The organism is Noviherbaspirillum sp. (genome assembly GCF_035944575.1).
Classification (GTDB): domain Bacteria; phylum Pseudomonadota; class Gammaproteobacteria; order Burkholderiales; family Burkholderiaceae_D; genus Noviherbaspirillum.
The window spans coordinates 12,896-36,257 of record NZ_DASZBA010000175.1 but is presented as its reverse complement, the minus strand read 5'-3'; the positions used below and the strand labels follow the sequence as shown (position 1 = coordinate 36,257).

General features: G+C 61.5%; 25 protein-coding genes. 7 read left to right on the top strand and 18 right to left on the bottom strand.

The features are described 5' to 3' along the window. Positions 1-7 precede the first annotated feature (7 nt). Together hslU and VGU61_RS12895 are read left to right on the top strand one after the other, a co-directional pair. Positions 8-1,354, top strand: a complete 1,347-nt coding sequence (hslU, locus tag VGU61_RS12900; protein ID WP_326859537.1) for an ATP-dependent protease ATPase subunit HslU — start codon at positions 8-10, stop codon at positions 1,352-1,354. Between the two features lie 24 nt (positions 1,355-1,378). Then, positions 1,379-1,576, top strand: coding sequence for a hypothetical protein (locus VGU61_RS12895; protein WP_326859536.1), 198 nt, complete (start codon positions 1,379-1,381; stop codon positions 1,574-1,576). Positions 1,577-1,679: 103 nt separating this feature from the next. Here the strand turns inward: VGU61_RS12895 and VGU61_RS12890 are convergent, their stop codons facing one another. From VGU61_RS12890 to gspG, 12 genes are all read right to left on the bottom strand, one after another. Beyond that, entirely contained in the window at positions 1,680-2,516 is an 837-nt protein-coding gene (locus VGU61_RS12890) for a type II secretion system protein N (protein WP_326859535.1), read from the bottom strand. A 25-nt stretch (positions 2,517-2,541) separates the two neighbouring features. Next, on the bottom strand, positions 2,542-3,762 hold the full coding sequence (gene gspF / locus VGU61_RS12885; RefSeq protein ID WP_326859534.1) for a type II secretion system inner membrane protein GspF: 1,221 nt from the start codon (positions 3,760-3,762) through the stop codon (positions 2,542-2,544). A gap of 76 nt (positions 3,763-3,838) precedes the next feature. Then, positions 3,839-5,278, bottom strand: coding sequence for a type II secretion system ATPase GspE (gspE, locus tag VGU61_RS12880; RefSeq protein ID WP_326859533.1), 1,440 nt, complete (start codon positions 5,276-5,278; stop codon positions 3,839-3,841). Between the two features lie 70 nt (positions 5,279-5,348). Further along, entirely contained in the window at positions 5,349-7,616 is a 2,268-nt protein-coding gene (gene gspD, locus VGU61_RS12875) for a type II secretion system secretin GspD (protein ID WP_326859532.1), read from the bottom strand. Next, complete coding sequence (locus tag VGU61_RS12870; RefSeq protein WP_326859531.1) at positions 7,613-8,386, bottom strand: type II secretion system protein N; 774 nt, start codon at positions 8,384-8,386, stop codon at positions 7,613-7,615. The genes gspD and VGU61_RS12870 overlap by 4 nt, the downstream gene beginning before the upstream one ends. Positions 8,387-8,414: 28 nt before the next feature. After that, on the bottom strand, positions 8,415-8,936 hold the full coding sequence (gspM, locus tag VGU61_RS12865) for a type II secretion system protein GspM (protein ID WP_326859530.1): 522 nt from the start codon (positions 8,934-8,936) through the stop codon (positions 8,415-8,417). Continuing rightward, entirely contained in the window at positions 8,933-10,183 is a 1,251-nt protein-coding gene (gene gspL / locus VGU61_RS12860) for a type II secretion system protein GspL (protein ID WP_326859529.1), read from the bottom strand. The genes gspM and gspL overlap by 4 nt, the downstream gene beginning before the upstream one ends. A 15-nt stretch (positions 10,184-10,198) precedes the next feature. Next, positions 10,199-11,185: a type II secretion system minor pseudopilin GspK gene (gspK, locus tag VGU61_RS12855; protein ID WP_326859528.1), complete on the bottom strand. Its 987-nt coding sequence runs from the start codon at positions 11,183-11,185 to the stop codon at positions 10,199-10,201. After that, positions 11,182-11,832 (bottom strand): PulJ/GspJ family protein, encoded by a 651-nt coding sequence (locus VGU61_RS12850; protein WP_326859527.1) that lies wholly within the window; start codon positions 11,830-11,832, stop codon positions 11,182-11,184. The genes gspK and VGU61_RS12850 overlap by 4 nt, the downstream gene beginning before the upstream one ends. After that, on the bottom strand, positions 11,829-12,221 hold the full coding sequence (gene gspI / locus VGU61_RS12845) for a type II secretion system minor pseudopilin GspI (protein WP_326859526.1): 393 nt from the start codon (positions 12,219-12,221) through the stop codon (positions 11,829-11,831). The genes VGU61_RS12850 and gspI overlap by 4 nt, the downstream gene beginning before the upstream one ends. A gap of 1 nt (position 12,222) precedes the next feature. Beyond that, positions 12,223-12,714, bottom strand: a complete 492-nt coding sequence (locus VGU61_RS12840) for a GspH/FimT family pseudopilin (protein WP_326859525.1) — start codon at positions 12,712-12,714, stop codon at positions 12,223-12,225. 5 nt (positions 12,715-12,719) lie between these two features. Beyond that, a complete protein-coding gene (gspG, locus tag VGU61_RS12835; protein ID WP_326859524.1) occupies positions 12,720-13,184 on the bottom strand; it encodes a type II secretion system major pseudopilin GspG in 465 nt (154 codons plus the stop codon). Between the two features lie 367 nt (positions 13,185-13,551). Between gspG and VGU61_RS12830 the strand changes: the two genes are divergently transcribed. Together VGU61_RS12830 and guaD are read left to right on the top strand one after the other, a co-directional pair. Then, entirely contained in the window at positions 13,552-13,929 is a 378-nt protein-coding gene (locus VGU61_RS12830; protein ID WP_326859523.1) for a cupin domain-containing protein, read from the top strand. 21 nt (positions 13,930-13,950) lie between these two features. Further along, positions 13,951-15,258, top strand: coding sequence for a guanine deaminase (guaD, locus tag VGU61_RS12825; RefSeq protein ID WP_326859559.1), 1,308 nt, complete (start codon positions 13,951-13,953; stop codon positions 15,256-15,258). 1 nt (position 15,259) lies between these two features. Here guaD and VGU61_RS12820 read toward each other — a convergent pair whose 3' ends face one another. From VGU61_RS12820 to VGU61_RS12795, 6 genes are all read right to left on the bottom strand, one after another. Continuing rightward, positions 15,260-16,534: a glycerate kinase gene (locus tag VGU61_RS12820; protein WP_326859522.1), complete on the bottom strand. Its 1,275-nt coding sequence runs from the start codon at positions 16,532-16,534 to the stop codon at positions 15,260-15,262. A gap of 45 nt (positions 16,535-16,579) precedes the next feature. Beyond that, on the bottom strand, positions 16,580-17,629 hold the full coding sequence (locus VGU61_RS12815; protein WP_326859521.1) for an NAD(P)H-dependent glycerol-3-phosphate dehydrogenase: 1,050 nt from the start codon (positions 17,627-17,629) through the stop codon (positions 16,580-16,582). A 7-nt stretch (positions 17,630-17,636) separates the two neighbouring features. Continuing rightward, positions 17,637-18,083 carry an SH3 domain-containing protein gene (locus VGU61_RS12810; RefSeq protein WP_414691632.1) on the bottom strand — a complete coding sequence of 149 codons (447 nt, stop codon included), beginning with the start codon at positions 18,081-18,083 and terminating at the stop codon, positions 17,637-17,639. A 17-nt stretch (positions 18,084-18,100) separates the two neighbouring features. Then, on the bottom strand, positions 18,101-18,607 hold the full coding sequence (secB, locus tag VGU61_RS12805) for a protein-export chaperone SecB (RefSeq protein WP_326859520.1): 507 nt from the start codon (positions 18,605-18,607) through the stop codon (positions 18,101-18,103). A 98-nt stretch (positions 18,608-18,705) separates the two neighbouring features. Then, a complete protein-coding gene (gene grxC / locus VGU61_RS12800) occupies positions 18,706-18,969 on the bottom strand; it encodes a glutaredoxin 3 (protein ID WP_326859519.1) in 264 nt (87 codons plus the stop codon). Between the two features lie 16 nt (positions 18,970-18,985). Beyond that, positions 18,986-19,387 (bottom strand): rhodanese-like domain-containing protein, encoded by a 402-nt coding sequence (locus VGU61_RS12795; protein WP_326859518.1) that lies wholly within the window; start codon positions 19,385-19,387, stop codon positions 18,986-18,988. Positions 19,388-19,508: 121 nt separating this feature from the next. Between VGU61_RS12795 and gpmA the strand changes: the two genes are divergently transcribed. Genes gpmA through VGU61_RS12780 form a run of 3 tightly spaced genes read left to right on the top strand, consistent with a single transcriptional unit; the run spans position 19,509 to position 23,237 of the window. After that, on the top strand, positions 19,509-20,255 hold the full coding sequence (gpmA, locus tag VGU61_RS12790) for a 2,3-diphosphoglycerate-dependent phosphoglycerate mutase (protein ID WP_326859517.1): 747 nt from the start codon (positions 19,509-19,511) through the stop codon (positions 20,253-20,255). Positions 20,256-20,265: 10 nt separating this feature from the next. Then, positions 20,266-21,747 carry a murein hydrolase activator EnvC family protein gene (locus VGU61_RS12785; protein ID WP_326859516.1) on the top strand — a complete coding sequence of 494 codons (1,482 nt, stop codon included), beginning with the start codon at positions 20,266-20,268 and terminating at the stop codon, positions 21,745-21,747. 38 nt (positions 21,748-21,785) lie between these two features. Continuing rightward, positions 21,786-23,237: a S41 family peptidase gene (locus VGU61_RS12780; protein ID WP_326859515.1), complete on the top strand. Its 1,452-nt coding sequence runs from the start codon at positions 21,786-21,788 to the stop codon at positions 23,235-23,237. Positions 23,238-23,362: the final 125 nt, after the last annotated feature.

Here is a 23,362-nt window from a genome sequence, read left to right as displayed (position 1 = left end):
ACTCATTATGAACATGACACCCCAAGAGATCGTTTCCGAACTCGACAAGCATGTCGTCGGACAGGGCCGCGCCAAGCGCGCAGTTGCCATCGCATTGCGCAATCGCTGGCGGCGTCAACAGGTTGAAGAGCCGTTACGCTACGAGATCACGCCGAAGAACATCCTCATGATCGGGCCTACGGGCGTCGGCAAGACCGAGATTGCCCGCCGCCTAGCCAAGCTGGCCGATGCGCCCTTCATCAAGATCGAGGCGACCAAGTTCACGGAGGTCGGTTATGTCGGCCGCGATGTGGATACCATCATCCGTGACCTGATCGATATCGGCATCAAGCAGACACGCGAAAGCGAGATGCGCAAGGTGCGCAGCGGTGCGGCGGATGCGGCGGAAGACCGGGTGCTCGACATCCTTGTGCCGCCGGCGCGTGACTTCGGCTTCAGCGCTACGCCGAGCACACATACCGAAAGCGACGCCAGTGGCAGCACCGCCCGCCAGACGTTCCGCAAGAGGCTGCGGGAAGGTTTGCTCGACGACCGTGAAATCGAGATCGAGGTGGCGGATGTCGGGCCGACGATGGAAATCATGGCCCCGCCCGGCATGGAAGAAATGACGGAACAGATCAAGTCCATGTTTTCCGGCCTCGGCGCCACCCGCAAGAAGAAGCGCAAGATGAAGATTCGCGAAGCGATGAAGATTCTTCTCGACGAGGAAGCGGCAAAGCTGATCAACGAAGATGAACTGAAGCAGAAGGCGATCGCCAATGTCGAGCAGAACGGCATCGTGTTCCTCGACGAGATCGACAAGATCGCCACCCGTTCCGAAGTCGGTGGGGCCGATGTGTCGCGTGCCGGTGTGCAGCGCGACCTGCTGCCGCTGGTGGAAGGCACGACGGTCAATACCAAGTACGGCATGATCAAGACCGACCACATCCTGTTCATTGCCTCGGGCGCTTTTCATCTTGCCAAACCATCGGACCTGATTCCCGAGTTGCAGGGACGTTTTCCGATCCGCGTCGAACTGGAGTCGCTGTCGATCGCCGATTTCGAGCGTATTCTCACCAGCACCGATGCCTGCCTCACCAAGCAGTATGAGGCGCTGCTTGCGACTGAGGGCGTGACCATCGAGTTTACGGAAGACGGCATCCGCCGGATGGCGGAGATTGCGTATTCGGTCAATGAAAAAACCGAAAACATCGGTGCCCGTCGCTTGTACACCGTCATGGAAAAGCTGCTGGAGGAAATGTCGTTCGCCGCCAGCGATGCATCGGGCAAGACGATCGCCATCGATGCGGCGTATGTGGACGAAAAGCTGGGTGCGCTGGCGATCAATGAAGACCTGTCGCGCTACGTACTGTAAGGACGCGCTGCGCGGTTATCGATCATGGCCAACAAAGCACTCAGCAAACGGCAGAAGATGATGCTGCGCAGCCAGCCATTGAAGGCGGCGGTCAAGCCCCGGAATCCGGTGGCGATCGCCGCCAAGCAGCGCGCCGCCGGGACGCATCAGAAATCCACGTCGGCTGCCCGGCAGCTGCACAATCGCCTGCTTAAAAAAGTCCTGACCGATCCGGAAGAGTGATTTAAGTTTGACGCATTCCCGGCGCGACCAAGCGTTTGCGCCGGGAATGGGCGCATGATCTGCCGCGAAAGCTTACCGGGGCAAAATCACGCGAAAAGAAACTTCAACCGCCGGATGCCGGATTTGGCTGAGGTACGTTTCCGGGTGTGGCAGGCTGGGCCGGATTGCCATTCATCGCCGGCACGGCGGATGTCACCGAGGATCGTGGTACCGGTGCAGTCTGCGGCATTGCCTGCGTCGGCATGCCAGGTGCGCCAGGTGTTCCAGGCGTTGCCATCGGCGTACCAGGCGCTCCTGGCATACCTGGTGCCGCAGGCACTCCCGGTGCTCCTGATGCACCGGAGGTTGCCGGCATCGCCGGATTGCCCGGATTTGCCGGCGTCACCATCGGCGCAGGCATGCCGGGCTGGGTGACCGGAGGCGGCGATTGCGACGGCAGCGAAGACGGCCGCGGCGCAGGCGGTGGCGTTACCTGCATCGGTGTTCCGGGCGCCTGCACGCGCGGCATCGGCGCAACGGTTGCCACATTCACCTGGCCCTTGGCGCTCTCGGGCAACTCCACTCGCTTCGTTACGCCGCCTTCCGACAACAGCACATAGCCACGGTGCACTTCCTTGACGGTCACGCCAGGAGCAATTTCCATATTCATGCGCACTGCCTGCGCCGGTTTGCCGTCCGCACTCAGGATGGCGACGCTGTCGCGCCCGTTGCCTGAGGAGATGACGCCTCGCAACTGATAATTGCTCGCCACCACGACCTTGCCCTGGCGTCCGCCGAACAGCGCTGCGGCAGCCTGTGTATTGACATCGGCCTGGGCGGCGCGCGGCGGCGCGGCGACCGGACGCACCGGCGGCTTGAACAATTGCATCGCCCAATACGCCGCGGAGGCGCACAGCGCGATAAACAATACGAAACTTGCAATGAGGGGCCAGCGCTTCATTCGCTTTCCTTGAAATGAGTTCGTTCTACCGCACCAGCTGGTTGATCTCGATGATCGGCATCAGCACCGCCAGCACGATCAGCAACACCACCACGCCCATGACCAGGATCAGCGCCGGCTCCAGTAATCCGGCGATGGTCATTGCGCGCCGCTCCAGATCCTGTTCCTGCGCATTCGATGCCCGCTCCAGCATGGCCGGCAATTCGCCGGTGACCTCGCCGGCGCGGATCATATGGATCAGCATCGGCGGAAAGTGCTTGTGCGCCGACAGCGCGCGCGCCAGGCCGACGCCTTCGCGCACGCTGGCGGTCGCTTCCTCGACCTGCTCGCGCATTGCGACGTTCGACAAGGTGTCGCGGCTGGTCTGCAGCGCGCGCAGGATCGGCACGCCGGAGCCGGTGGTGATCGCCAGCGTACTGGCGAAACGGGCGGTGTTCAGGCTGCGTTCGAACTTGCCGTACAGCGGCGCGTTGAGCAGCCATCGATGCCAGCGGTACTTGATATCCGGATTCTTCAACGCGCTGCGCCAGGCGAGGAAACCGCCCACCGACAACAGGAAGACGATCCAGCCGTAATTGCGCACGAAGTCCGAAATGGCCAACATCACCACGGTCAGCATCGGCAGCTTCTGCTTGGTATTGGCAAACACCGAGACGATCTGCGGCACCACGTAGGCCAGCAGGAAGATGACGATGGCGAACGCCACCACCGTCACGATGGCCGGATAGGTGAACGCCAGCCTGACTTTCTGCACCAGCGCATTGCGCCGCTCGATGTAGTCCGCCAGACGCGACAGCACCTTCGACAGCTGACCGATTTGCTCGCCGGAGGCGACCAGCGCCCGGTAAATATCGGCGAAATCACGTGGATGGTTCGACAAGGCATCGGACAGCGAGGAACCGCCCATGATCTCGGAGCGGATCGACGCCACCAAGTCGCGGACATAGGGGCGCTCCGCCTGCTCGAGCAAGGCTGAGAACGCCTGCTCCAGGGGCAGACTGGCTTCCAGCAAGCTGGCGAGCTGCCGGGTGAACAGCGCAAGTTCGTTGGTGGAAAGCTTGTCACCGAACGACCGTTTGCGCGCCTGGCCGAATTCATCGACCTGGGCGGCGATGGCATCGACGACGAGCGGCGCCATACCCTGGGCGCGCAGGTCGGACCGCGCAGCGCGGGCGCTGTCGGCGTTGACCACGCCCTTCCTGGTATTGCCGACCGCGTCGACGGCTTCATAACGAAATGCTGGCACGCTGATTACTCTACATTCAGTTCCGGTTGATAACGCAGGCGTTCATGCCTGCACGGCGCCTGCCTCTGCTCTGTTTCTACTCTTTCGCAACCCGCAACAGCTCGGCGCGGGTGGTGATGCCCTGGGCCACCCAGCGCTCGCCATCCTCGCGCATGGTGCGCATGCCATCCCGCTGTGCCGCCGCGCGGATCTCCGCCTCGGATGCCTGGTCGTGGATCTGCGCACGGATCTGGTCGGTCGTCAGCAGCAGTTCGTAGATGCCGACGCGGCCGTGATAGCCGGTGTGGCCGCATTTATCGCAGCCCACCGCGTGCCACTCGTGGCCGTCATGCTGGCGGCATTCCTGGCACAGCTTGCGCACCAGCCGTTGCGCGACCACGCCCAGCAGCGACGACGACAGCAGGAAGGGCTCGATGCCCATGTCCAAGAGACGGGTGACCGCCGCCGCCGAATCGTTAGTGTGCAGTGTTGCCAGCACCAGGTGACCGGTCAGCGATGCCTGCACCGCAATCTGCGCGGTTTCGAGATCGCGGATCTCACCGATCATGATGATGTCGGGGTCCTGGCGCAAGATGGCGCGCAGGGCTTTCGCGAACGTCATGTCGATACGCGCATTGACCTGGGTCTGGCCGACGCCCGCCAACTCGTACTCGATCGGATCTTCCACGGTCAGGATGTTGGTGGTGGGCGCATTCAGCCGCGACAGCGCGGCATACAGCGTGGTGGTCTTGCCGGAACCTGTCGGGCCGGTGACCAGCACGATGCCGTGCGGCTGCGAGATCAGTTTGTCGAACTGCGGCATGACCGCATCGCTCATGCCGAGATGCTGCAGATCGAGACGTCCGGCTTCCTTGTCGAGCAGACGCAGCACCGCACGTTCGCCGTGACCGGTGGGCAGCGTCGATACCCGCACGTCGACCGGCTTGCCGCCGACGCGCAGCGTAATACGGCCGTCCTGCGGCAGGCGTTTCTCGGCGATGTCGAGCTGCGCCATGATCTTGATTCGCGAGATCAGCGATGCGTGGATGGCTTTCTTCGGCCGCACGATGTCGCGCAGATTGCCGTCGACGCGGAAGCGCACCACCGAAATCTGTTCGAAAGGCTCGATGTGGATATCCGAAGCTTCCTCGCGCAGCGCCTGCGTCAGCAGGGCGTTGATCATGCGAATCACCGGCGCATCGTCGGCCGATTCGAGCAGGTCCTCGATTGCCGGCATGTCCATCATCAGTTTCGCCAGGTCGAGATCGGATTCGACTTCATCCACCACCTGCGCGGCATCGCCGCCGGAGCCGGCATAGGCCTGGGCGATGGCCGCTTCCAGATCGGCACGCGGAATCGACTTCAGCCTCACCCGTCCGAAGCGGCGGCTGACTTCGGCGATCGCGGATGGCGCAGTCGCCTCCGATACCCATACCTCGACCGGATTGCCCGGCGCTTCGCCGCGCCGCGCCAGCAAGGCGAAGTCGCGGGCGAAGGCATACGGCAATAACCTGGCTTCTGTTGTGACGATACTCATTGCGGTCTGCTTTAACTTTATCGATACTGGTTGTTCGGCTGCACGCCGGGCTCTGCCGCGGCGGCTATCGTCACCGGTTCCCCGGCGGCATATTGGACGGCATTACCGCCGCCGGGTTCGGTGCATTGGCAGGCGCAGGATTCGTTGCCGCAGCGGGTCCTGTCGTAGGTCCGGGCGTCTGCACCGGCGGAGTCTCCGGCGGCACCGCCAGCATCGCACCGCCGATCGGGCGTCCTTCCTGCATGACCGGCAGCACCGGGCCGTTGATCTGCGGCAGGATGGAGCTCGGCGGCACTTGGGTATTGCTCTGCACGTTGCGGATGAAATCGTAACGATCGCCCGCGACGTTCACGCTTTGCTGATTGCTGCGAATGACGGTCGGCCGCAGGAAGACCATGAGGTTGGTCTTGGTGCCCCGGCGCGTCTGGTACTTAAACAGGTTGCCGACCACCGGGATGTCGCCCAGACCCGGCACCTGCTCGTCATTGTTGGTCACACGTTCTTCGATGAGGCCGCCGAGCACGATGATCTGGCCGTCATCGACCAGTACGTTCGTTTCGATCGAACGCTTGTTGGTGATGATGTCGGACGCGTTGCTGGTGGGCTGGATGTTCGACGTTTCCTGATAGATCGACATCTTGACCGTGCCGCCTTCGGAGACCTGCGGCCTTACCCGCAGCGACAAGCCTACGTCCTTTCGCTCGATGGTCTGGAACGGATTGACGCCGGCTGCGCCACCGGACGCTGCAGTCGTGAACTGGCCGGTCACGAACGGCACGTTCTGGCCGACGATGATGCGTGCCTCTTCGTTATCCAGCGTGATCAGGTTCGGCGTGGACAGAATGTTGGCGTTGCCTTCGGACTCGAGCGCCCGTGCCAGGGCTCCTAATGTCAGACTGCCGCCGACCTGTCGGAAGATGCCGAGATTCAGGCCGTTCCCCGGCGGCAGTGCATTGCCGGTGGTGGCGCGTGCCACCGCCTGGCTGATCAGATTGTTGCCGCCGCCCTGCGTGGTGAAGCCGGTCGCGCCGCCGATCCGGTAGTCGCTTGTGTCACTGCCTGACAAGCCGGCCCACTGAATGCCGAACTCGGCCGCTCTTTCCGCGCTGACTTCGACGATCAGCGACTCGACGTAGATCTGCGCCCGGCGCGCGTCGAGCTGGTCGATCACGCTGCGCAGGTTGCGGTAGACCGCCTCGCTGGCGGTAATGATCAGTGCATTGGTGGCTGGATCGGCCTGGATGAAGCCGCCAGGTCCGCCGGTCGGCAGCGCCGCCGGGGTCGGTGCCGACTGCTGGCTGCCACCGGTGCCCAGGCCGCCCTGCTGCTGCTGGCCCGGGGAGGTCTGGAATTGTGCCTGCTGCAATTGCTGGGGCTGCTGCTGCTGCGGCTGCTGGTTGCCGCCCGGCGTGGAGGAATCGGACGCCACCACGGCGCGCAGGGTCGTCGCAAGGCGGACCGCATCCGCATTCCTCAGGTAGACCACATGGACATTGCCGGGCTGGGCGGTCGGCTGGTCGAGCTTGGCGATCAGCGACTTGGCCAGGTTGGCGCGCGCCACCGACGGCGCATTGATGATGAGCGAGTTGGTGCGGCCATCGGCCAGCACGCTGATTCGTCCACCTGCGCCGCCCGCGCCCGGAGCGCCGCCGCCCTGGTCGAGCAGACGGTTGACCATGGTGGCGACATCGATCGCGATCGCATGCTTGACCGGCACCACGTCCATCTCGGCGGTGGCCGGGGCATCGAGCGACGCGATGATGCGGCCGAGGCGCTTCAGGTTATCGGCATAATCGGTGATGACGATGGTGTTGTTGCCGGGGTTGGCGTTGATGGTGTTGTTGGGCGAGATCAGCGGGCGCAGCACCTGGACCAGGTTGGCCGCGGATTCATAATTCAGACGGAAGATCTGGGTGGCGATCTGGTCGCCGCGCACGGTCTGTCCTTGCGTCGTGCCAGCCTGCAGCTTGGCGTCGGCTTCCGGCACCACTTTGGTAAATCCGTCGCCGCGCACGATCGAAAAGCCCTGCAGCCGCAATGCCGATGCCAGCAGATTGAACGCCTCCGTCTTGTTGACCGGCTTTTCCGATACCAGATTGATGGTGCCCTTGACGCGCGGATCGATAACGAAAGTGGTGTTGGTGTATTGACCGATCGCCTTGATCACCGACTCGATGTCGGCGCCGACGAAATTCAGCGATGCCTGATTGGACGCCGGATCCTGCGCATAGGCAGGCGGCTGCATGCCCGCGATGAAACAAAGCAGCGATGCAGTGGCGCCCCATCGGCGCCATCCGGTGTTCTTGGTCGAGGTATGTGCTGTTGAATTTTTTCTCATTTGAACTCTAGCGCGATCACAGTTTTGTCGCCTTCTCTGCGACGTTGTCCCAGCAAATTCAGTAAATTTGCCAGCCGTTCTTCCTGCCCTTCTTCCGCTTCCGCCTTCCCTGAAAACCTCAGCCGTCCGTTGGTGAGTGCACCGGAGCCGCTCAGCAGCATCGGTCCTTTCAGCGTTTTCAGCGCCAGCTGTCCCTGCTGGCCCTGCCAATCCATTGTTAACTCATATGCCCCGAGAGGCCTGATCGGCGACAGGCGCGATGCGATGTCGTTCATCAGCAAGGTCGTCGTTCCGTTCAGCGTCACGCGTTGCCCTTCCCTGGTGAGGAGCATCGGATTCCATGTCAGCCGCATTTCGCCCGAGGGCGCGATCGTGTTCAGCGGCGCCCCGAGGCCGGCAAGCCGTTCCGCCGGCAGGCTCAATGCGCCAGGGCTGACCCGCCATTGATGCCAGCTACCGGTAACCCTGACCGGTTGGGCCAGCGCTGCGGAATTTTGCACCTCCGCATCCACCTGTCCCAGCAACACCATCGGCGACAGCCGCCACGCAAAACGGCCCGGCAACAGCGGCGTCACCGGATCGGCACCGCTCGGTGCGCCGCCGATGAAGGCGGATCCATTCCACAGGGTGCCCTGCGCGTCGCCCAATGTAAGGCGCCCGCCGGTCTGTCTTTCCACCAGCGGCGCCATCCATGATGCCGGGAAGAAAGCGATCATGGTCAACGTAACGGTGATCAGGCCAGCCAATAACCATATCACGAGGCGGCGCACTTGATCTCCATTTTGCTCGAATCCTTGATCATTGGCTTTGCCCGCCTTTCAACTGGCGCAGCGTTAGTGCGGCATTGACGGTGTCAATCGCCGCCAAGCCCTCGAAATTTGCTTCCACGACGGAAACCCTGGCGGTCCGTTGGATTTCCTCAAGCCACTCGACCGTGCTGGCAAACGAGACCGACTTGAGTTGAACCCGTGCAAGTTCGCCCGTCATCGCCACGTTGTCCGCTTTCAATCCCTTGCGCTGCAGCGACGCCTCGATGTTTTCCCTTGTAAACGCTGGCGCCGCGCCTGCGGATTTGCCGGAGAGCGCCGTGGTTTCCCGTGCCAATGCCTGCAGTTCCGCGGCTTGCCGGCGCATATCAGGCAGTTTCTTTTCCAGGTCCTGGCGGCCGCTGATGGCCGGATCGATCAGCAGCACATAAAAGAGGCCGGCCACGATCACCGCTATCGCCACCGACAGCATTGTGCGCTCGCGCTGGTTGCGCTCGCTCCAGAAGGTCGATATCGAACGTTTGATACCGCCCAGTGCAGTTGGAGCCCTCATTTGCCGCTCCTAACCTGCAATACATCGCTGTTGGGCTGCGACACCGACAGGTTCTGCGACGTCAACGCCGGCTGCATCTGTTCCAGCGACACATTGGTGCCCGGTTTCAGTTTCACGGACAGGCTGCGCTCCCGGTACTCGATGCCTGCGATGCTCTGCGGCTTCTGTCCCGCGCTTCCCCATGCCTCGCCGAACGCGGCGGCCAGCGCCACAAAATCGTCCGGCGCGATCTGGCCTGATTCCCGCTGCGCGGCGGCATGCTTTTGGCGCATCTGCGCCATCGGATCGACGATTACGGTCTCCTTCGGATAAGCGGATTTATAGATTTGCACCATGGTCATTCTCAGCGAATCCGCTTCCCGCTTCGCACGCAGCCAATCGATGTTGAGCGCAATGGCATTGATCATCAATACCGCCGCTGCCAGGATTACCGGCCAGCGCCATGGCCGCCAGTTGAATGCCGGGCCGGACGACATGCCGAATCCGGTCATCAGGTCCAGCGGATTCTTGTTGGCGCCGGCAATCCAGCGCGGCCAATTATCCGCATGCAGGGCGATGCGGCCATCGAGCGCCGGCACAGCACCCACGGTTTCCTGGTAGTCGTTCACCCTCGCCTGTGGCACATACAAGATGATCGGCGAATGCGGCACCACCGCGCAGACCGACTGGATGACTTCCACCGGGGCGAGTTCCGGCTGGTCGGCGGTGATCGGCAAGCCGATGCCGTCCTGTTCCGACAAGCGCACCGCCACATCGATATCGGCGCCATGCTCCGTGATCGCCGCGCTGGCCGCACCGGCCTCATAAGGCAGGCAAAGCTGGGCCGGCACCGCGGACATGCGCCGCGCGCCGAGTCCGGTCAGCGTCTTGGCGACGATCTCCAGCCAGCTGCGCTGCACCACCGCCACCGTGCGCAGGCCATCGACCGATGGACCAGCGACCATCACGCAGTCGGCCGGATCGCTCATCAGGTGATCTTCGATCAGGTTGGGCAATGCGGCCTTGAGGCGCGCGCCCGACAGCGGCGGCATCTTGATCCGCAACAGCGTGACATCGCTGGCCGCCAGAAGCACGACGACGCGCTGCGCACGGCCCGCCGCTTCGGATAATTCGGATAGCGCCGCCACGCCCTCCCGTTCCACCGCGCCGCTGGCGGACGCCTGGGCGAAATGGCAATACAAGGGCGCCCCCGCGTCCATGCTGTCCGCAACGGCCTTGGATGGCAGACGTATATACAGTGTGCTCAAGGGTTTATTCTCTTTCTAGTATTCTCGAATCCAGATGATTTCGGTTTTTGGTGGGCGGTCATCGGTGCGCCGAATCAAGGTTTGCATCTGCAGCGCCGCGCGGTTCATGCGCACATTGCCGTTCACTAAAAAATAGTTGGTTTTGAAGACGGCTTTGGTAACAAGGGATCTTTGTATTACTTGCCCGACATCGGCGTCCCCTTTGAAATAGGACCTCTGCCTGTACGCAATGATGGCAGCAGCGTCCGAACTCGTGAGTGTATCAATTTTCGCCATCAGTACTTCGGCCGGCGCGGTGTTCACGTTGATCTGCGTCTTGGCTGGCAAAACGATGACAAACTCCCTCAGTTTTTCCACTATTTCAGGCGTAAATCCGGGTACCGCAAGCAAATCGTCCACATGATTGATTCCCAAGGGCTGCGACTGCGACTGGGACTGACTCGCCGGCGTAGCGGCAGGCGTGCCGGTCGCCGGCTCCTTCTTCCTGAATGCCAGCGTCATCAGATCTGCAGTCGACTGCGCCAACGAAGGATTCAGCTGCAGGTTTGAAAGCAATGCACCGAAGGCCTTGACCTCGGCAGGATCCGGTGCGCCCTTTGTTTCATCCATTAGATTGCGCAGATTCAATCGCGACTGGGCATCAACAATGCTGCCCGACAGCACGGCGTCCGGAACTTCCGTTTCCGCACTGGCATTATCGACATACTGATCAAGCCGCGTTTCCGCCAGATTGACAGCCCACGGCTCGCCGAGGTGATCCACGGTTGAAATGCGCCCGTCTTCACGCAGGATCAACCGCGTCCAGTCCAGCGCGCCGCGCAGGATCCACTGCTTCTGCAATTGAAGCCGCTGGTTTTCGATCGACCGCACCTGCACCTGCTGCTGCCAGAACAGGCTGGCGACGATCGTGATCGCCAGCGTGGTCAGCAGCAGCGCAGTGATGACCGCCACGCCGCGTTGCCGCGCAGGGGATCGAAAGCGAGGCGCAGCATTCTTCGTCATATCGCCCCCAGCAGGAAAATCTTCACCAGGTTGGTGCTGCGATCACGTAAACGTAAGGTCACTTCCAGGCCAGTCTGGCTTTGAGCCGTGGCCGGAGTTCCCGGCGCTCCTGGCACTGCAGGTATCACCGTCGGCGGCGGTGTTGCCACCGCCTCGGCCCGCCAAGCCGCACTTTGTGAATCCCATGAACGGATTCTCATTTCATCGACCTCATCCTGCAGGGTTACGGGCTGCGACGTGTCGCTGTCGGCCAATGCCGCCGCCCATGCCACATCCAGTTGCCTCAGGTCTCTTGTCGCCACAGACTCACGCCTGCTGAGTACCCCGTCCCGCACCCGGTATGACACCACCTGCACAAGCGTAGGCTGGTTGTCGATGTTCACTGTCCGGATCAGCGTGAGTCGTCCCGGCCGGGCATCCAGCGACATGCGGTTTTCAAGCAAAGCGTCCGGGGCAAGATGTGCCGCATCGCTTTGCATCTGCGCGAACGCGAGCTGCAGACCACGCGTGCTTTTCAGTTCGCTGGTGAGCGCGACGCGGGCGCGCACGATGCTGTCGAGGCCGCGCCATCCGAGCACGGCGACGATGGCCAGCACGCTGATGGCCACCAGCAGTTCGATCAACGTAAATCCGGCTGCTTTTTTCATGACTGGCTGACTACCTGCGCCAGTTTGATGATGCGGCGGTCCGGGTTTTCCGCATCGAAGACGCTGACTTCGACGCGGCGGAAGAACGGATTCGGCGTCGGCAGGACTTCTTCGTTGCAGACCAGGCGAAGGTCGCCCTGCGGACAATCGAAGGAGCGCCGTCCGACCGGCGGCCATTCCTTCGCCAGGCGGATCTGCGCCAGCCGGTTTTCCGCCGACCAGTTCGCCATCATCGATGCGCGCAAGCCGTTGCTGTTCTGAGTAAGACTGCCTACCGCGCGCAAGCTTGCACCCAGCGCCGTACCCACGATGACCAGCGCAACCAGAACCTCGAGCAGGGTGAAACCGGCAATACCCTGGCCGGGCATGCGTTGAAGGGGAGATCGCATGTCACTCCACCACGAAATTGCCGATACCGTCGGCGCGGATGGCGACGCTCGAATCGCCAGAAGAGAACGTCAGCAGAAACGGCTTGTCGACCGGCTCCCGACCGAACACGATGCGCAGGGGATTTGTTTCGGCTGCGACCGCCGGCGAGATCGACAGGCCGATCGGCGTGCGCTGAAATGCCCTTTCGCGCAGCATGTCTTCCTGCTGCAGGGGCTGCCAGGTGCTGCCATCCCGGATCAGAAAACGGTAGCGGTCGTTCTCGGCTTCGAAAGCGATAGGACGGTTACGCACGATGGCCTCGTCGCGCGCGAGCTGCAGCAGCAGCGCGATACGCTGGGCTTCATTTTGCAATACCTGGCGGTCGCTCGGCATCGCGTTGATCGAGACGAACCCGAGCGCGATGCCGGCAACGACCAGAACCACCAGCAATTCAAGCAGCGTGAAACCGCGCGCGGCGATACGGGACCGGCGCTTTGCAAGATCAAACGACAATGTACTTATAGATCCCACGAACCGACATCGGCATCATTGCCGGCCCCGCCCGCCTGACCATCGGCGCCGAAGGAGAATACGTCCACCTCACCTTTGATGCCAGGCGACAGGTATTGATATTGGCCGCCCCAGGGATCCTTCGGCAGCTTATCGATGTAACCGCCGGCTTTCCAGCCGTTGGCCGGTGGCCCGCCGGACGGCTTGGTCACCAGTGCCTGCAGGCCCTGCTCGGTGCTTGGATAACGCTGATTGTCCAGTTTGTACAGCTTTAACGCCTGCATCAGCGTGGCGATATCCTGGCGCGCTGCGGTGATTCGCGCATCATCGGTACGGCCCATGAGCTTCGGCACCACCAGAGCGGCGAGAATGCCCATGATGACCACCACGACCATGATTTCAATCAGGGTGAATCCGCGGTTGACGGCGGACCGCAGTTTGTTGCGGGAAGAATAAATCAGGTTATTGCGCATAAAGATCACTAAATAAAAAACAAAAATTCGGGAATTCGGTCAGTATAAGTTTACAACTTACCATACTTGCAAGCTTGAGCATCCATCCTGAATCCGGCCAATGCTACGACATCGGTGTCGTAAAAAAGTGCTCCGAAGCATACCCTTTGATGAAGATCAAGGCGAAATAAATCGAAATAGCTGGACTTTTGTTTCCCGTTTACAAGCATCAGGGCCATACCATTTCAGTTCTTGCTATTCATAAGATCAGCCAATTGCATCAATGGCTTGCATTGAACCGTCGCACTTGCCTTATCTCTAATATTTCAGCATTTGTATAAACATTCATCGCGGCACTATACCGCGCCTGTCAAGGAGGTTGTCGTCCATGTCCCTGCACCATGCCACGTCCGGCGAAATCATCGATATCCATCCGCTCGGCCCCAGGCTGAGCGATACGCCATCCACAGCATTGCTGAAATCGGAGCAGCTCGAAATCATGCGCCTGGTCCTGGCAGCGGGAAAGGAAATCCCGGAGCATAACGTACCTGGAGAAATCACTTTGCAGTGCCTCGAAGGCAAGGTGGAAGTGCGCGCCCATGGCAAGACGCAAACCCTCAACGCCAACGAACTTGTCTTGCTTGCAGGGAATGTCCCTTACTCCCTGCGCGGCATCGAGAATTGTTCGGTGCTGATGACGATCGTACTGACCTATGAAAATGGCAAGGCGGTCGCTGGCTCCCTGCCGCAATCAGGTAAACGATAAGGCGCTTGCTTGCCCAAGATCATGGATGACAAACCGGTTGCCTATCGGGCCAGCCTGCTGCACTTCACGGACGACCCGGCCAGGAGCGGTGACGCTTTCCGTTGGCATGAGGACGGACTGCTGGTCGTTCAAGGCGGCCGCGTGCAGGCGGCAGGCGACTACCCTCAACTCGCTGCCGGCCTGATGCCGCATGCGGATATCGTTGACTACCGCGGCAAGCTGATTGTTCCCGGCTTCATCGACACGCACATCCATTATCCGCAAACCGATATCATCGCGTCACCATCCTCCGGCCTTCTGCCATGGCTGGATGACCATACCTTTCCAGGCGAACGCGCATTTGCCGATCCGGCCCATGCGGCCAAAGTGGCAACCTTCTTCCTCGACGAACTGCTGCGATGCGGCACCACCACCGCGATGGTGTACTGCACGGTACACCCCGGATCCGCGGAGGCCTTCTTCCAGGAGAGCGACGCGCGCAACCTCCGCATGATTGCGGGCAAGGCGCTGATGGACCGTAATTGTCCGCCGTACCTGCGCGACACCGCGGAGGACGGCATTCTGGAAAGCGAACGGCTGCTGAAGAAATGGCACGGACATCGGCGCCAGATGTATGCGATTACGCCGCGCTTCGCCGCAAGTTCAACCGATACGCAGTTGCGGCTCGCGGGCGAATTGGCAAAGGCGTATCCGGACATTTTCGTGCAGACCCACGTCGCGGAGAACCGCGATGAAGTGGCGTGGATCAAGGAACTGTTTCCGGATGCGCGCAGTTATCTCGATGTTTACGATCGTGTCGGCCTGATGCGGCCGCGCGCGATGTATGCGCATTGCATCTGGCTTGACGACCATGACCGCAGGCGCATGGCGGAAACCCGATCCGCCGCCGCCATCTGCCCGACGTCCAACCTGTTTCTCGGCAGCGGCCTGTTCGACTTCACTACCGCCGATGCGGCAGGAATGCCGTTGACCCTTGCGACCGATGTCGGCGGCGGCACATCGTTTTCGATGCTGCACACCATGAACGAGCTGTATAAGGTGGCGCGCATGGGCGGCGTTCATCTCTCTGCCCTGCGCATGTTCTACCTTGCGACATTGGGCGGTGCGCGCGGTTTGCAACTCGAAGGCACCATCGGCAATTTTTCGCCTGGCGCGGAAGCGGATTTCCTCGTGCTTGATCCGCAATCGACGCCCCTGCTCGCCCGCCGCACCGCCCGCGCGGGGAGCCTGGAGGAATTGCTGTTTGCGTTGGCAATGCTAGGGGATGACCGTGCGGTGGCAGCGACTTATGCGGCCGGATGCCGGGTGCATGCGCGTGGCGGGGCTTGATTCACAGAATCAGAAGCGCCCGGAAATCATTGACATTGGTACGCGTCGGCCCGGTCACGATCAGATCCCCCAGCGCCTTGAAAAACCCGTAACCATCGTTATTGTCGAGCATCGCCCTCATCTTCAGCTCCAGGCTTTCTGCCCGCTTCAGCGTGTCTGGTCCGAATACCGCGCCGGCATTGTCCTCCGAGCCATCGATGCCATCCGTGTCGCAGGCGATCGCATGCACGCCGGGCTGGCCATTCAGCGCTACCGCAAGACCGAGCAGAAATTCGGCATTGCGTCCGCCGCGCCCGCTGCCTCGTACCGTCACTGTCGTCTCACCTCCGGAAATCAGGACGCACGGCTTGCGGAACGGTTGCTGATGCAGGGCGATCTGGCGAGCCAGGGCGGCATGCATCTTTGCAATCTCTCTCGCCTCGCCTTCAATGGCGTCCGAGAGAATGTATGGTGTGATGCCGGCTGCCCTTGCCTGTGCAGCAGCCGCCTCCAGCGCCTGCTGCGCAGTCGCGACGACATGATGGGAATGCCCTGCAAACCGTGCATCGCCCGGCTTCGGCGTTTCGCCTTCGCCCGATTCCAGATGGCGACGCACCGCTTCGGGCAAGGCGATGTCGTACTTGCGCAATACGTTCAATGCATCGCTGCACGTGGTCGCATCCGGCAGTGTCGGTCCGCTGGCGATGATGCCCGGATCGTCGCCAGGCACATCGGAGATGAGCAGCGTCACGACCCGTGCCGGCGCACAGGCAAGGGCCAGCCGCCCGCCCTTGATGGCAGACAGATGCTTGCGCACGCAATTCATTTCATCGATCGCCGCGCCGCTTTTGAGAAGAGCCTGGTTGAGCGCGCGCTTCTGCTCCAGCGTAATGCCCGGTGCCGGCAGCGCCAGGAGCGACGAGCCGCCGCCGGAGATGAGGCACAGCACCAGGTCTTTCTCGCCCAGGCCCCGCACCATGTCCATCATGCGTGCGGCTGCCTGCCGGCCCGCCTCGTCCGGGACCGGATGCGCCGCTTCGACCACCTCGATGCGGCGGCAGTCGGCGTTGTGTCCGTAGCGGGTGACGACCAGCCCGGATAACTCACCTGCCCAATGCTTTTCAACGGCAGCCGCCATCGCCGCCGCGGCTTTGCCGGCGCCGATCACCAATGTACGGCCGCCTTCCGGAGGCTGCGGCAGATAAGCAGGGAGGCATTTTTCGGCGCTGACGGCGGCGACCGCGCCGGCATAAAGGTCAAGCAGGAATTGCCGTGGATCGGGAATGAGGGTGGTCATGGGCTGCTCCATAAGGGTAGCGCCATGGTACCGGCTTTTCGACGCTTAGGCGGTCTCGTCCCGGGGATCGCGCGAAAGCAGTTTCTGCAACATGCCGCGTGGCGAATCACCGTCGAACAGGACTGCGGCGACCGCGGCGGTAATCGGCATGTCGACGCCCATGTTGGCCGCCAGCGCGCGCACCGCCTGTGCGCACCGCACGCCCTCGGCCACATGCCCCAGTTCTTTGACGATGACGTCGAGCGGCTTGCCCTGCGCCAGCCCGAGACCGACCTTGCGGTTGCGCGACAGGTCGCCGGTGCAGGTCAGGATCAGGTCGCCCATGCCGGTCAGGCCCATGAAGGTTTCGGCGCGTCCGCCCAGAGCGATGCCGAGCCGCGTGATCTCCGCCAGACCGCGGGTAATCAGTGCCGCACGCGCGTTCAGGCCGAGCCCGAGGCCGTCAGCCACGCCAGTGGCGATGGCGAGGATGTTCTTCACAGCGCCGCCGACCTCCACGCCGACCAGATCATCGCTTGAATAGACCCGGATGCTGCGGCCATGCACGGCTGCAACGACCGACTCGCGCAGCGCCTGATTGTCGGATGCGATCGTCAGCGCGCATGGCATGCCGCGAGCGACTTCCTGGGCGAACGATGGACCGGACAAGGCGCCGACCGGCAAGCGGTCGGAGCAGATCTGGCGCACTATCTGGTGCGGCAGCAAGCGCGTGTCCTCCTCGAAGCCCTTGCATAACCAGACTAGATTGGGAATGGCATGCGGCTGCAGGCGCTGCGCCAGCGATCGCAGCCCGGCCACCGCCGATGCAACGATGACCAGGGCATTACCGCTCGGGGCATGGATCGCATGCGCGACGGCGGCATCGAAATCCGCTGTTGCCATCAGTCCGGAAGGCAGCGTAAAGCCGGGAAAGTAGGCGCTGTTTTCACGCCGCAAAGAGGCGGCGCGCATCGCTTCGGGATCGCGCCCCCAGAGTACGACGTCGTGCCGGTCGGCGAACGCGATCGCCAATGCCGTGCCCCAGGCGCCGGCACCGAAGATGGCGATGTTCGCCGGCCGGGCTTGCCGGGTGCCGACGGGATCAGATTGCGTCATGGCGGGCTTATTCGCCCCAGACCTCGGCGGCGCGCACGAAGCCGCCCGACCCGTCGCGATGCCTGACCCTTACCCAGCCAGGCGCGGATGTTTCGACAACTTCCAGCAGGACACCCTTGTCGGCGGTGAAGACCAGCGCCGATGATTCCTCAGCAGCGGATCTCACCTTCGCATTGCCGGTTGTTACGACTACGTTCCGTTTCGGCGTCAACAACTTCGTTTCCACCCAGGACAGGTCACCGGCGGCATCGCGCACCTTGGTCCACTCGCCATAGGTCAGAACGACTTCCACCGGCATGCCGCGCGGTGCGACGAAGACCTTGCGCCCCTTTTCCGACGGCGCGTCGTACAGGATGGCGGGATTGGCGCCGATGGATTTGAAATCAAGGGCCTGTGCTGTACCTGAGGCACAGAAAAGCACGGCACAGGCGGCAAGCATTCGAACCGGAAACATCACAACCACCTTCAACCTTACTGACGGCCTGCGGTTGTGCCGTCCGGCATCAGGATGCCGGATCCGGATGAACCGGCTTGCTGCTGCTGTTCCGCCAGAGCCTGCAGGCGCTGCTGGTAGAACACTTCGAAATTGATTTCCGCGAGGTGGACCGGCGGGAATCCGGCACGGGTGATCAGGTCGGCGATATTGGCGCGCAGGTAGGGATAAACGATGTTGGGGCAGCCGATGCCGAGCAGTGGATCGAGTTGCTCGTCGGGGATATTGCGGGCTTCGAAAATGCCAGCCTGCTTGCCTTCCACCAGGAAGGCCACCTTGTCATTGACCTTTGCGGTCACGGTGATGGTCACGGTGGATTCGAAGATGGCGTCGGCGAGCATCTCGACACCGACATCGACCGCCACTTCGATATTCGGGGATTCCTGTTCAAGGAAGATTGCCGGTGAATTGGGTTGCTCGAGCGACATGTCCTTCAGGTAGACGCGCTGGATCTGGAATACGGGTTGCTGGTTCTGGTCGGCCATGAGGAGCTTTCGTTGGGAGTGAAAAAGGGAAGGACGGCGCGGCGGCCGTCCACGTGTTTATAGTAATGAAATGATTGCCGGATACCTGGTGGCGCCGCTCAGGCGCCCTTCAGCAGGGGTTCGAGCTGACCGTTCCGGTCGAGCGCGCTGAGGTCGTCGAAGCCGCCGACATGGGTATCGCCGATATAGATCTGGGGCACGGTCCGCCGTCCGGTCTTCTGCATCATTTCCATCCGCTGTTGCGGCTCGAGGTCGACGCGGATCTTTTCGATGTTCTCGACGCCCTTGGACGTCAACAGCCGTTCGGCCATCACGCAATAAGGACATACGCCGGTGCTGTACATGAGGACTCGTGCAGTCATGATGTTCTTTCCTTGATTACTTTGCGACCGGCAATCCCTGCGCTTGCCAGGCCGCGAGGCCGCCGGTCAGGCTGACCACTTCGTTGAAACCCGCCTTCTTCAGAATGGAGGTCGCCTTTGCCGACTGCGTGCCGGACTGGCAGACCACGATCACGGTTTTCGACTTGAATTTTTCGAGCTCCGCCACTCTGTTTGGCAATTCTTTCAGCGGAATGTTCTTGGCGTCGCGCACATGGCCGGTTGCAAACCCGGCTGGGTCGCGCACATCGACGATCACGGCCTTGCCCTGATTCATCAGTTGCGTCGCCTGCAATGTCGAGACTTTTTCACCGCGGCGCTGCAGGTTGGGCCAGACCAATGCGCCGCCGGACAGCAGCGCCAATGCGATCAGCCAGATATTGTCGATTAAGAATTTCACGGGACCCTAATGGTTTTAAGCAATCCCAACATTATAAAATAGAAGGCGGCCTATCATTGAATTCGCAGTTTCAATCCATTCCCTCCATATATCTCTTCATTTATCTCTTCATCAAAACATCATGTACAAAATCGTATTCATGCGTCATGGCGAATCGACCTGGAATCTTGCCAACAGGTTCACCGGCTGGGTCGACGTCGACCTGACCGAAAAAGGCGCGGCGGAAGCCCGCGAGGCCGGCAAGATACTGAAGGAAGCCGGCTTCGAGTTCGACGTTGCCTACACCTCGGTGCTCAAGCGCGCCATTCGCACCCTGTGGCTGACGCTCGACGAAATGGATCTGATGTGGCTGCCGGTCGTGCACAGCTGGCGCCTGAACGAGCGGCATTACGGCTCGCTGCAGGGCCTGAACAAGGCGGAGACCGCAGCCAAGTACGGCGACGAGCAGGTACTGATCTGGCGCCGCAGCTATGACGTGCCGCCGGAGCCGCTGGACGTCAACGATCCGCGCACCTCCTACAATGACCCGCGCTATGCCAAGCTGAAAAGGGAAGAAATCCCCCTGACGGAATGCCTGAAGGATACGGTTGCGCGCGTGATGCCGGTCTGGAACGAGTCCATCGCGCCGGCCATCCGCGCCGGCAAGCGCATCATCATCTCGGCCCACGGCAACAGCCTGCGCGCGCTGATCAAGTCCCTGGACAACATCAGCGACAAGGACATCGTCGGCCTGAATATCCCGAACGGCCAGCCTCTCGTCTATGAACTGGATGCCGACCTGAAACCGATCCGCAGCTATTACCTGGGTGACCAGTCGGCAATCGAAGCGGCGATGAACGCGGTTGCAAGCCAGGGCAAGGCGAAATAGGCGATCCGGAATGAAGTTTTCCGGTTACGCCGGGGTGGCCGAAGCGATCGAGGCAAGCGGGTTCTCTGCGGCACGCCCGCGGACGCAGCGACGAAGGTGGTGGAGGTGGATTGCCGCGCTCGGAGTCGCTGCGGCCTGCCTGATTGCCGTACAGCCAGCCTCAGCCGTCCGGATCACGGAGCGTACCAAGCACAAGCGGGCGGTCGAGGCCGAACGAGCCGAACTGCAGGAAAAGCTGAACGCTCTCAAACGCGACATCAGCCGCACCGAGACCGCACGCGGCCATGCCGCCGATGCGCTGGCCCATTCCGAAAAGGCGATCTCGGAAGCCAATCGGGCGCTGCACGAACTGGCGATCGAGCAGAAAAGCACGGAAGCGCGGCTGGCCCGGCTGACCGAACAGCAAAACCGGCTGGAAAAGGCCGCGGCCGCCCAGCAGGCGAAGCTTGCCAAACTCCTCCGCGAACAGTACATGGCAGGCAACGAGGACCGAATCAAGCTGCTGCTGTCCGGCGACAACCCGAACCGGATCAATCGGGACCTGCAATACATGGGATATGTATCGCAGGCGCAGGCCAGGCTGATCGCTGCGCTGCGCAAAGACCTTCTCGCAATTGAAGCGGGCAAGGCGGAAGCCCAGAATGCCAGGGACGAACTGGACGAAATCGCCGCTGAACAGGTCGACCAGAAAGCCAGGCTCGAAAAGGAACTCGGCAGGCGGGCCGAATTGCTTGCCCGCCTGTCGGACAAGCTGGCCACGCAGCGCAAGGAGGCCGGCAACCTGGAGCGCGACGAGCAACGGCTGGCGGGCCTGGTCAAAAAGCTATCCGACCTGATCGAAGAACAACGCAAGTCGGAGGCCGCCACCCTCGAACAGCGTCGCCGCGAGCAGCAACAGGCGCAGGCCAAAGCCCGGGAAAGCCGGCCCGAACCGCCTCCCTCAGCGGGAATTCAAGATAAATCAAAGAACCGCGCTGCAAATCCTGATGCAATTGACGATGACGAGCCTCCATCAGAAATATCGCGCCGGAATGAACTCGCGCCGGTTGCCAGCGTCCAAAACGCTGGTCTTGGCCCGGCTGGGCAGACATTTACCGGTCTGCGCGGACGGCTGAAACTGCCGGTGAAAGGCGAGCTGGCGGCACGATACGGCAGCAAACGGGGCGATGGCCCCAGCTGGAAAGGCCTGTTCATCCGCGCCGCGGAAGGTGCGGAAATCAGGGCAATAGCATCAGGGAAAGTGGTGTTCGCGGAATGGTTGCGCGGTTTTGGAAACCTGATTATCGTTGACCACGGAGACCAGTATTTGAGCATTTATGGCAATAATCAGGCCGTCCTGAAGCAGGCTGGCGATATTGTCAGAACCGGCGACGTCATTGCCAGCGCCGGCAACAGCGGTGGTAATGAACAATCAGGTTTATACTTTGAATTGCGGCATCAGGGCCGCGCGTTTGACCCTCTGGGCTGGATGTCGGCCTCATTCTCGAAATGATGCGCCTGCCAAGGCCCTCGGTAACCATTAGGTGACACATGAGCAGCAAAATCAAGAACTTCGGTCTGATCGGTCTGGGCGTCATTGCCGGTATCGCCGGCTCCATGCAATTCGAGGCGAGCGCGCAAAAGAGCGCGACCACGCTGCCACTGGAAGAATTGCGACAATTGGCCGATGTATTCGGCCTGATCAAAACCGACTACGTGGAGTCGGTCGAAGACAAGAAACTGCTTACCGAAGCAATTTCCGGCATGGTGGCGTCGCTCGATCCGCACTCCGCCTATCTGGATAAAAAAGCATTCAAGGAGTTGCGTGAAGGCACGCAAGGCAAATTCGTCGGGCTCGGCATCGAAGTCGGCATGGAAGACGGCTACGTCAAGGTGATCTCCCCGATCGAGGATTCGCCCGCCTTCAAGGCCGGCCTCAAGTCCGGCGACCTGATCACCCGCCTCGATTCCACTCCGGTGAAGGGCCTGACGCTGGATGAAGCGGTCAAGCGCATGCGCGGCGAACCGAACACCAAGATTACCCTTACCATCGCCCGCAAAGAGGAAGACCGGCCGATCATCGTCACCATCGTGCGCCAGGAAATCCGTGTGCAGAGCGTGAAGTCGAAGATCGTTGAACCGGGCTATGCATGGCTGCGCGTCGCGCAGTTCCAGGAGCCGACGGTGGACGATATGGTGAAGAAGATCAATGCCATTTATGCCCAGGATCCGAACCTGAAAGGCTTGGTGCTCGACTTGCGCAACGATCCGGGCGGGGTGCTTCCCGGTGCGATCGGCGTGTCGGCGGCTTTCCTGCCGAAGGATGTACCCATCGTGTCGACGAACGGCCAGTTGCCGGATTCGAAAGCCACCTTCTATGCGCGTCGCGAGTTCTATACGTCGTCCCGTGCTGCATTGACCGATCCGCTGGCAAAGCTGCCGGAAGCGATCAAGAAAGTGCCGATGGTCGTGCTGGTCAATACCGGCTCCGCATCGGCGTCCGAGATCGTGGCGGGTGCATTGCAGGACTATAAGCGCGCCACCATCATGGGAACGCAGACATTCGGCAAGGGCTCGGTGCAGACGATTCGCCAGTTGTCGGCCGACACCGCCGTCAAGCTGACCACGGCCCGCTATTACACGCCGAACGGCCGGGCTATCCAGGCCCGCGGCATCGTGCCCGACCTGCTGGTGGACGAGTATCCCGACGGCGACGGCCTGAACGGCTTGCGCCTGCGCGAAGCGGATCTGCAAAAGCATCTGATGAATGACCGCGACAAGGAAGAAGTCGCCCGCAAGATGGATCAGCTGGAAGAAGAACAGCGTGCCGCGGCCCTGGAAAAGAAACGCACGCCGCTGGAATTCGGCGGCAAGGATGACTTCCAGCTGGCGCAGGCACTGAATCATCTCAAGGGCAAGCCGGTGCAGTTGTCGAAGACCGCGAAGATCGAAAGCAAGAAGGAAAACACGATCAACGAAAACAAGACGCCGGAAAAGAAATAAGCAGGATCCGACCCGATTGAAGGCCGCAGCGATGCGGCCTTTTTCTTTGCCGGTTCGAAATGGCGCTCTACGTCGGTTTGCACTTCGAGCCGTGTTTTCCATTACGATCCTGCTACCGACACTCC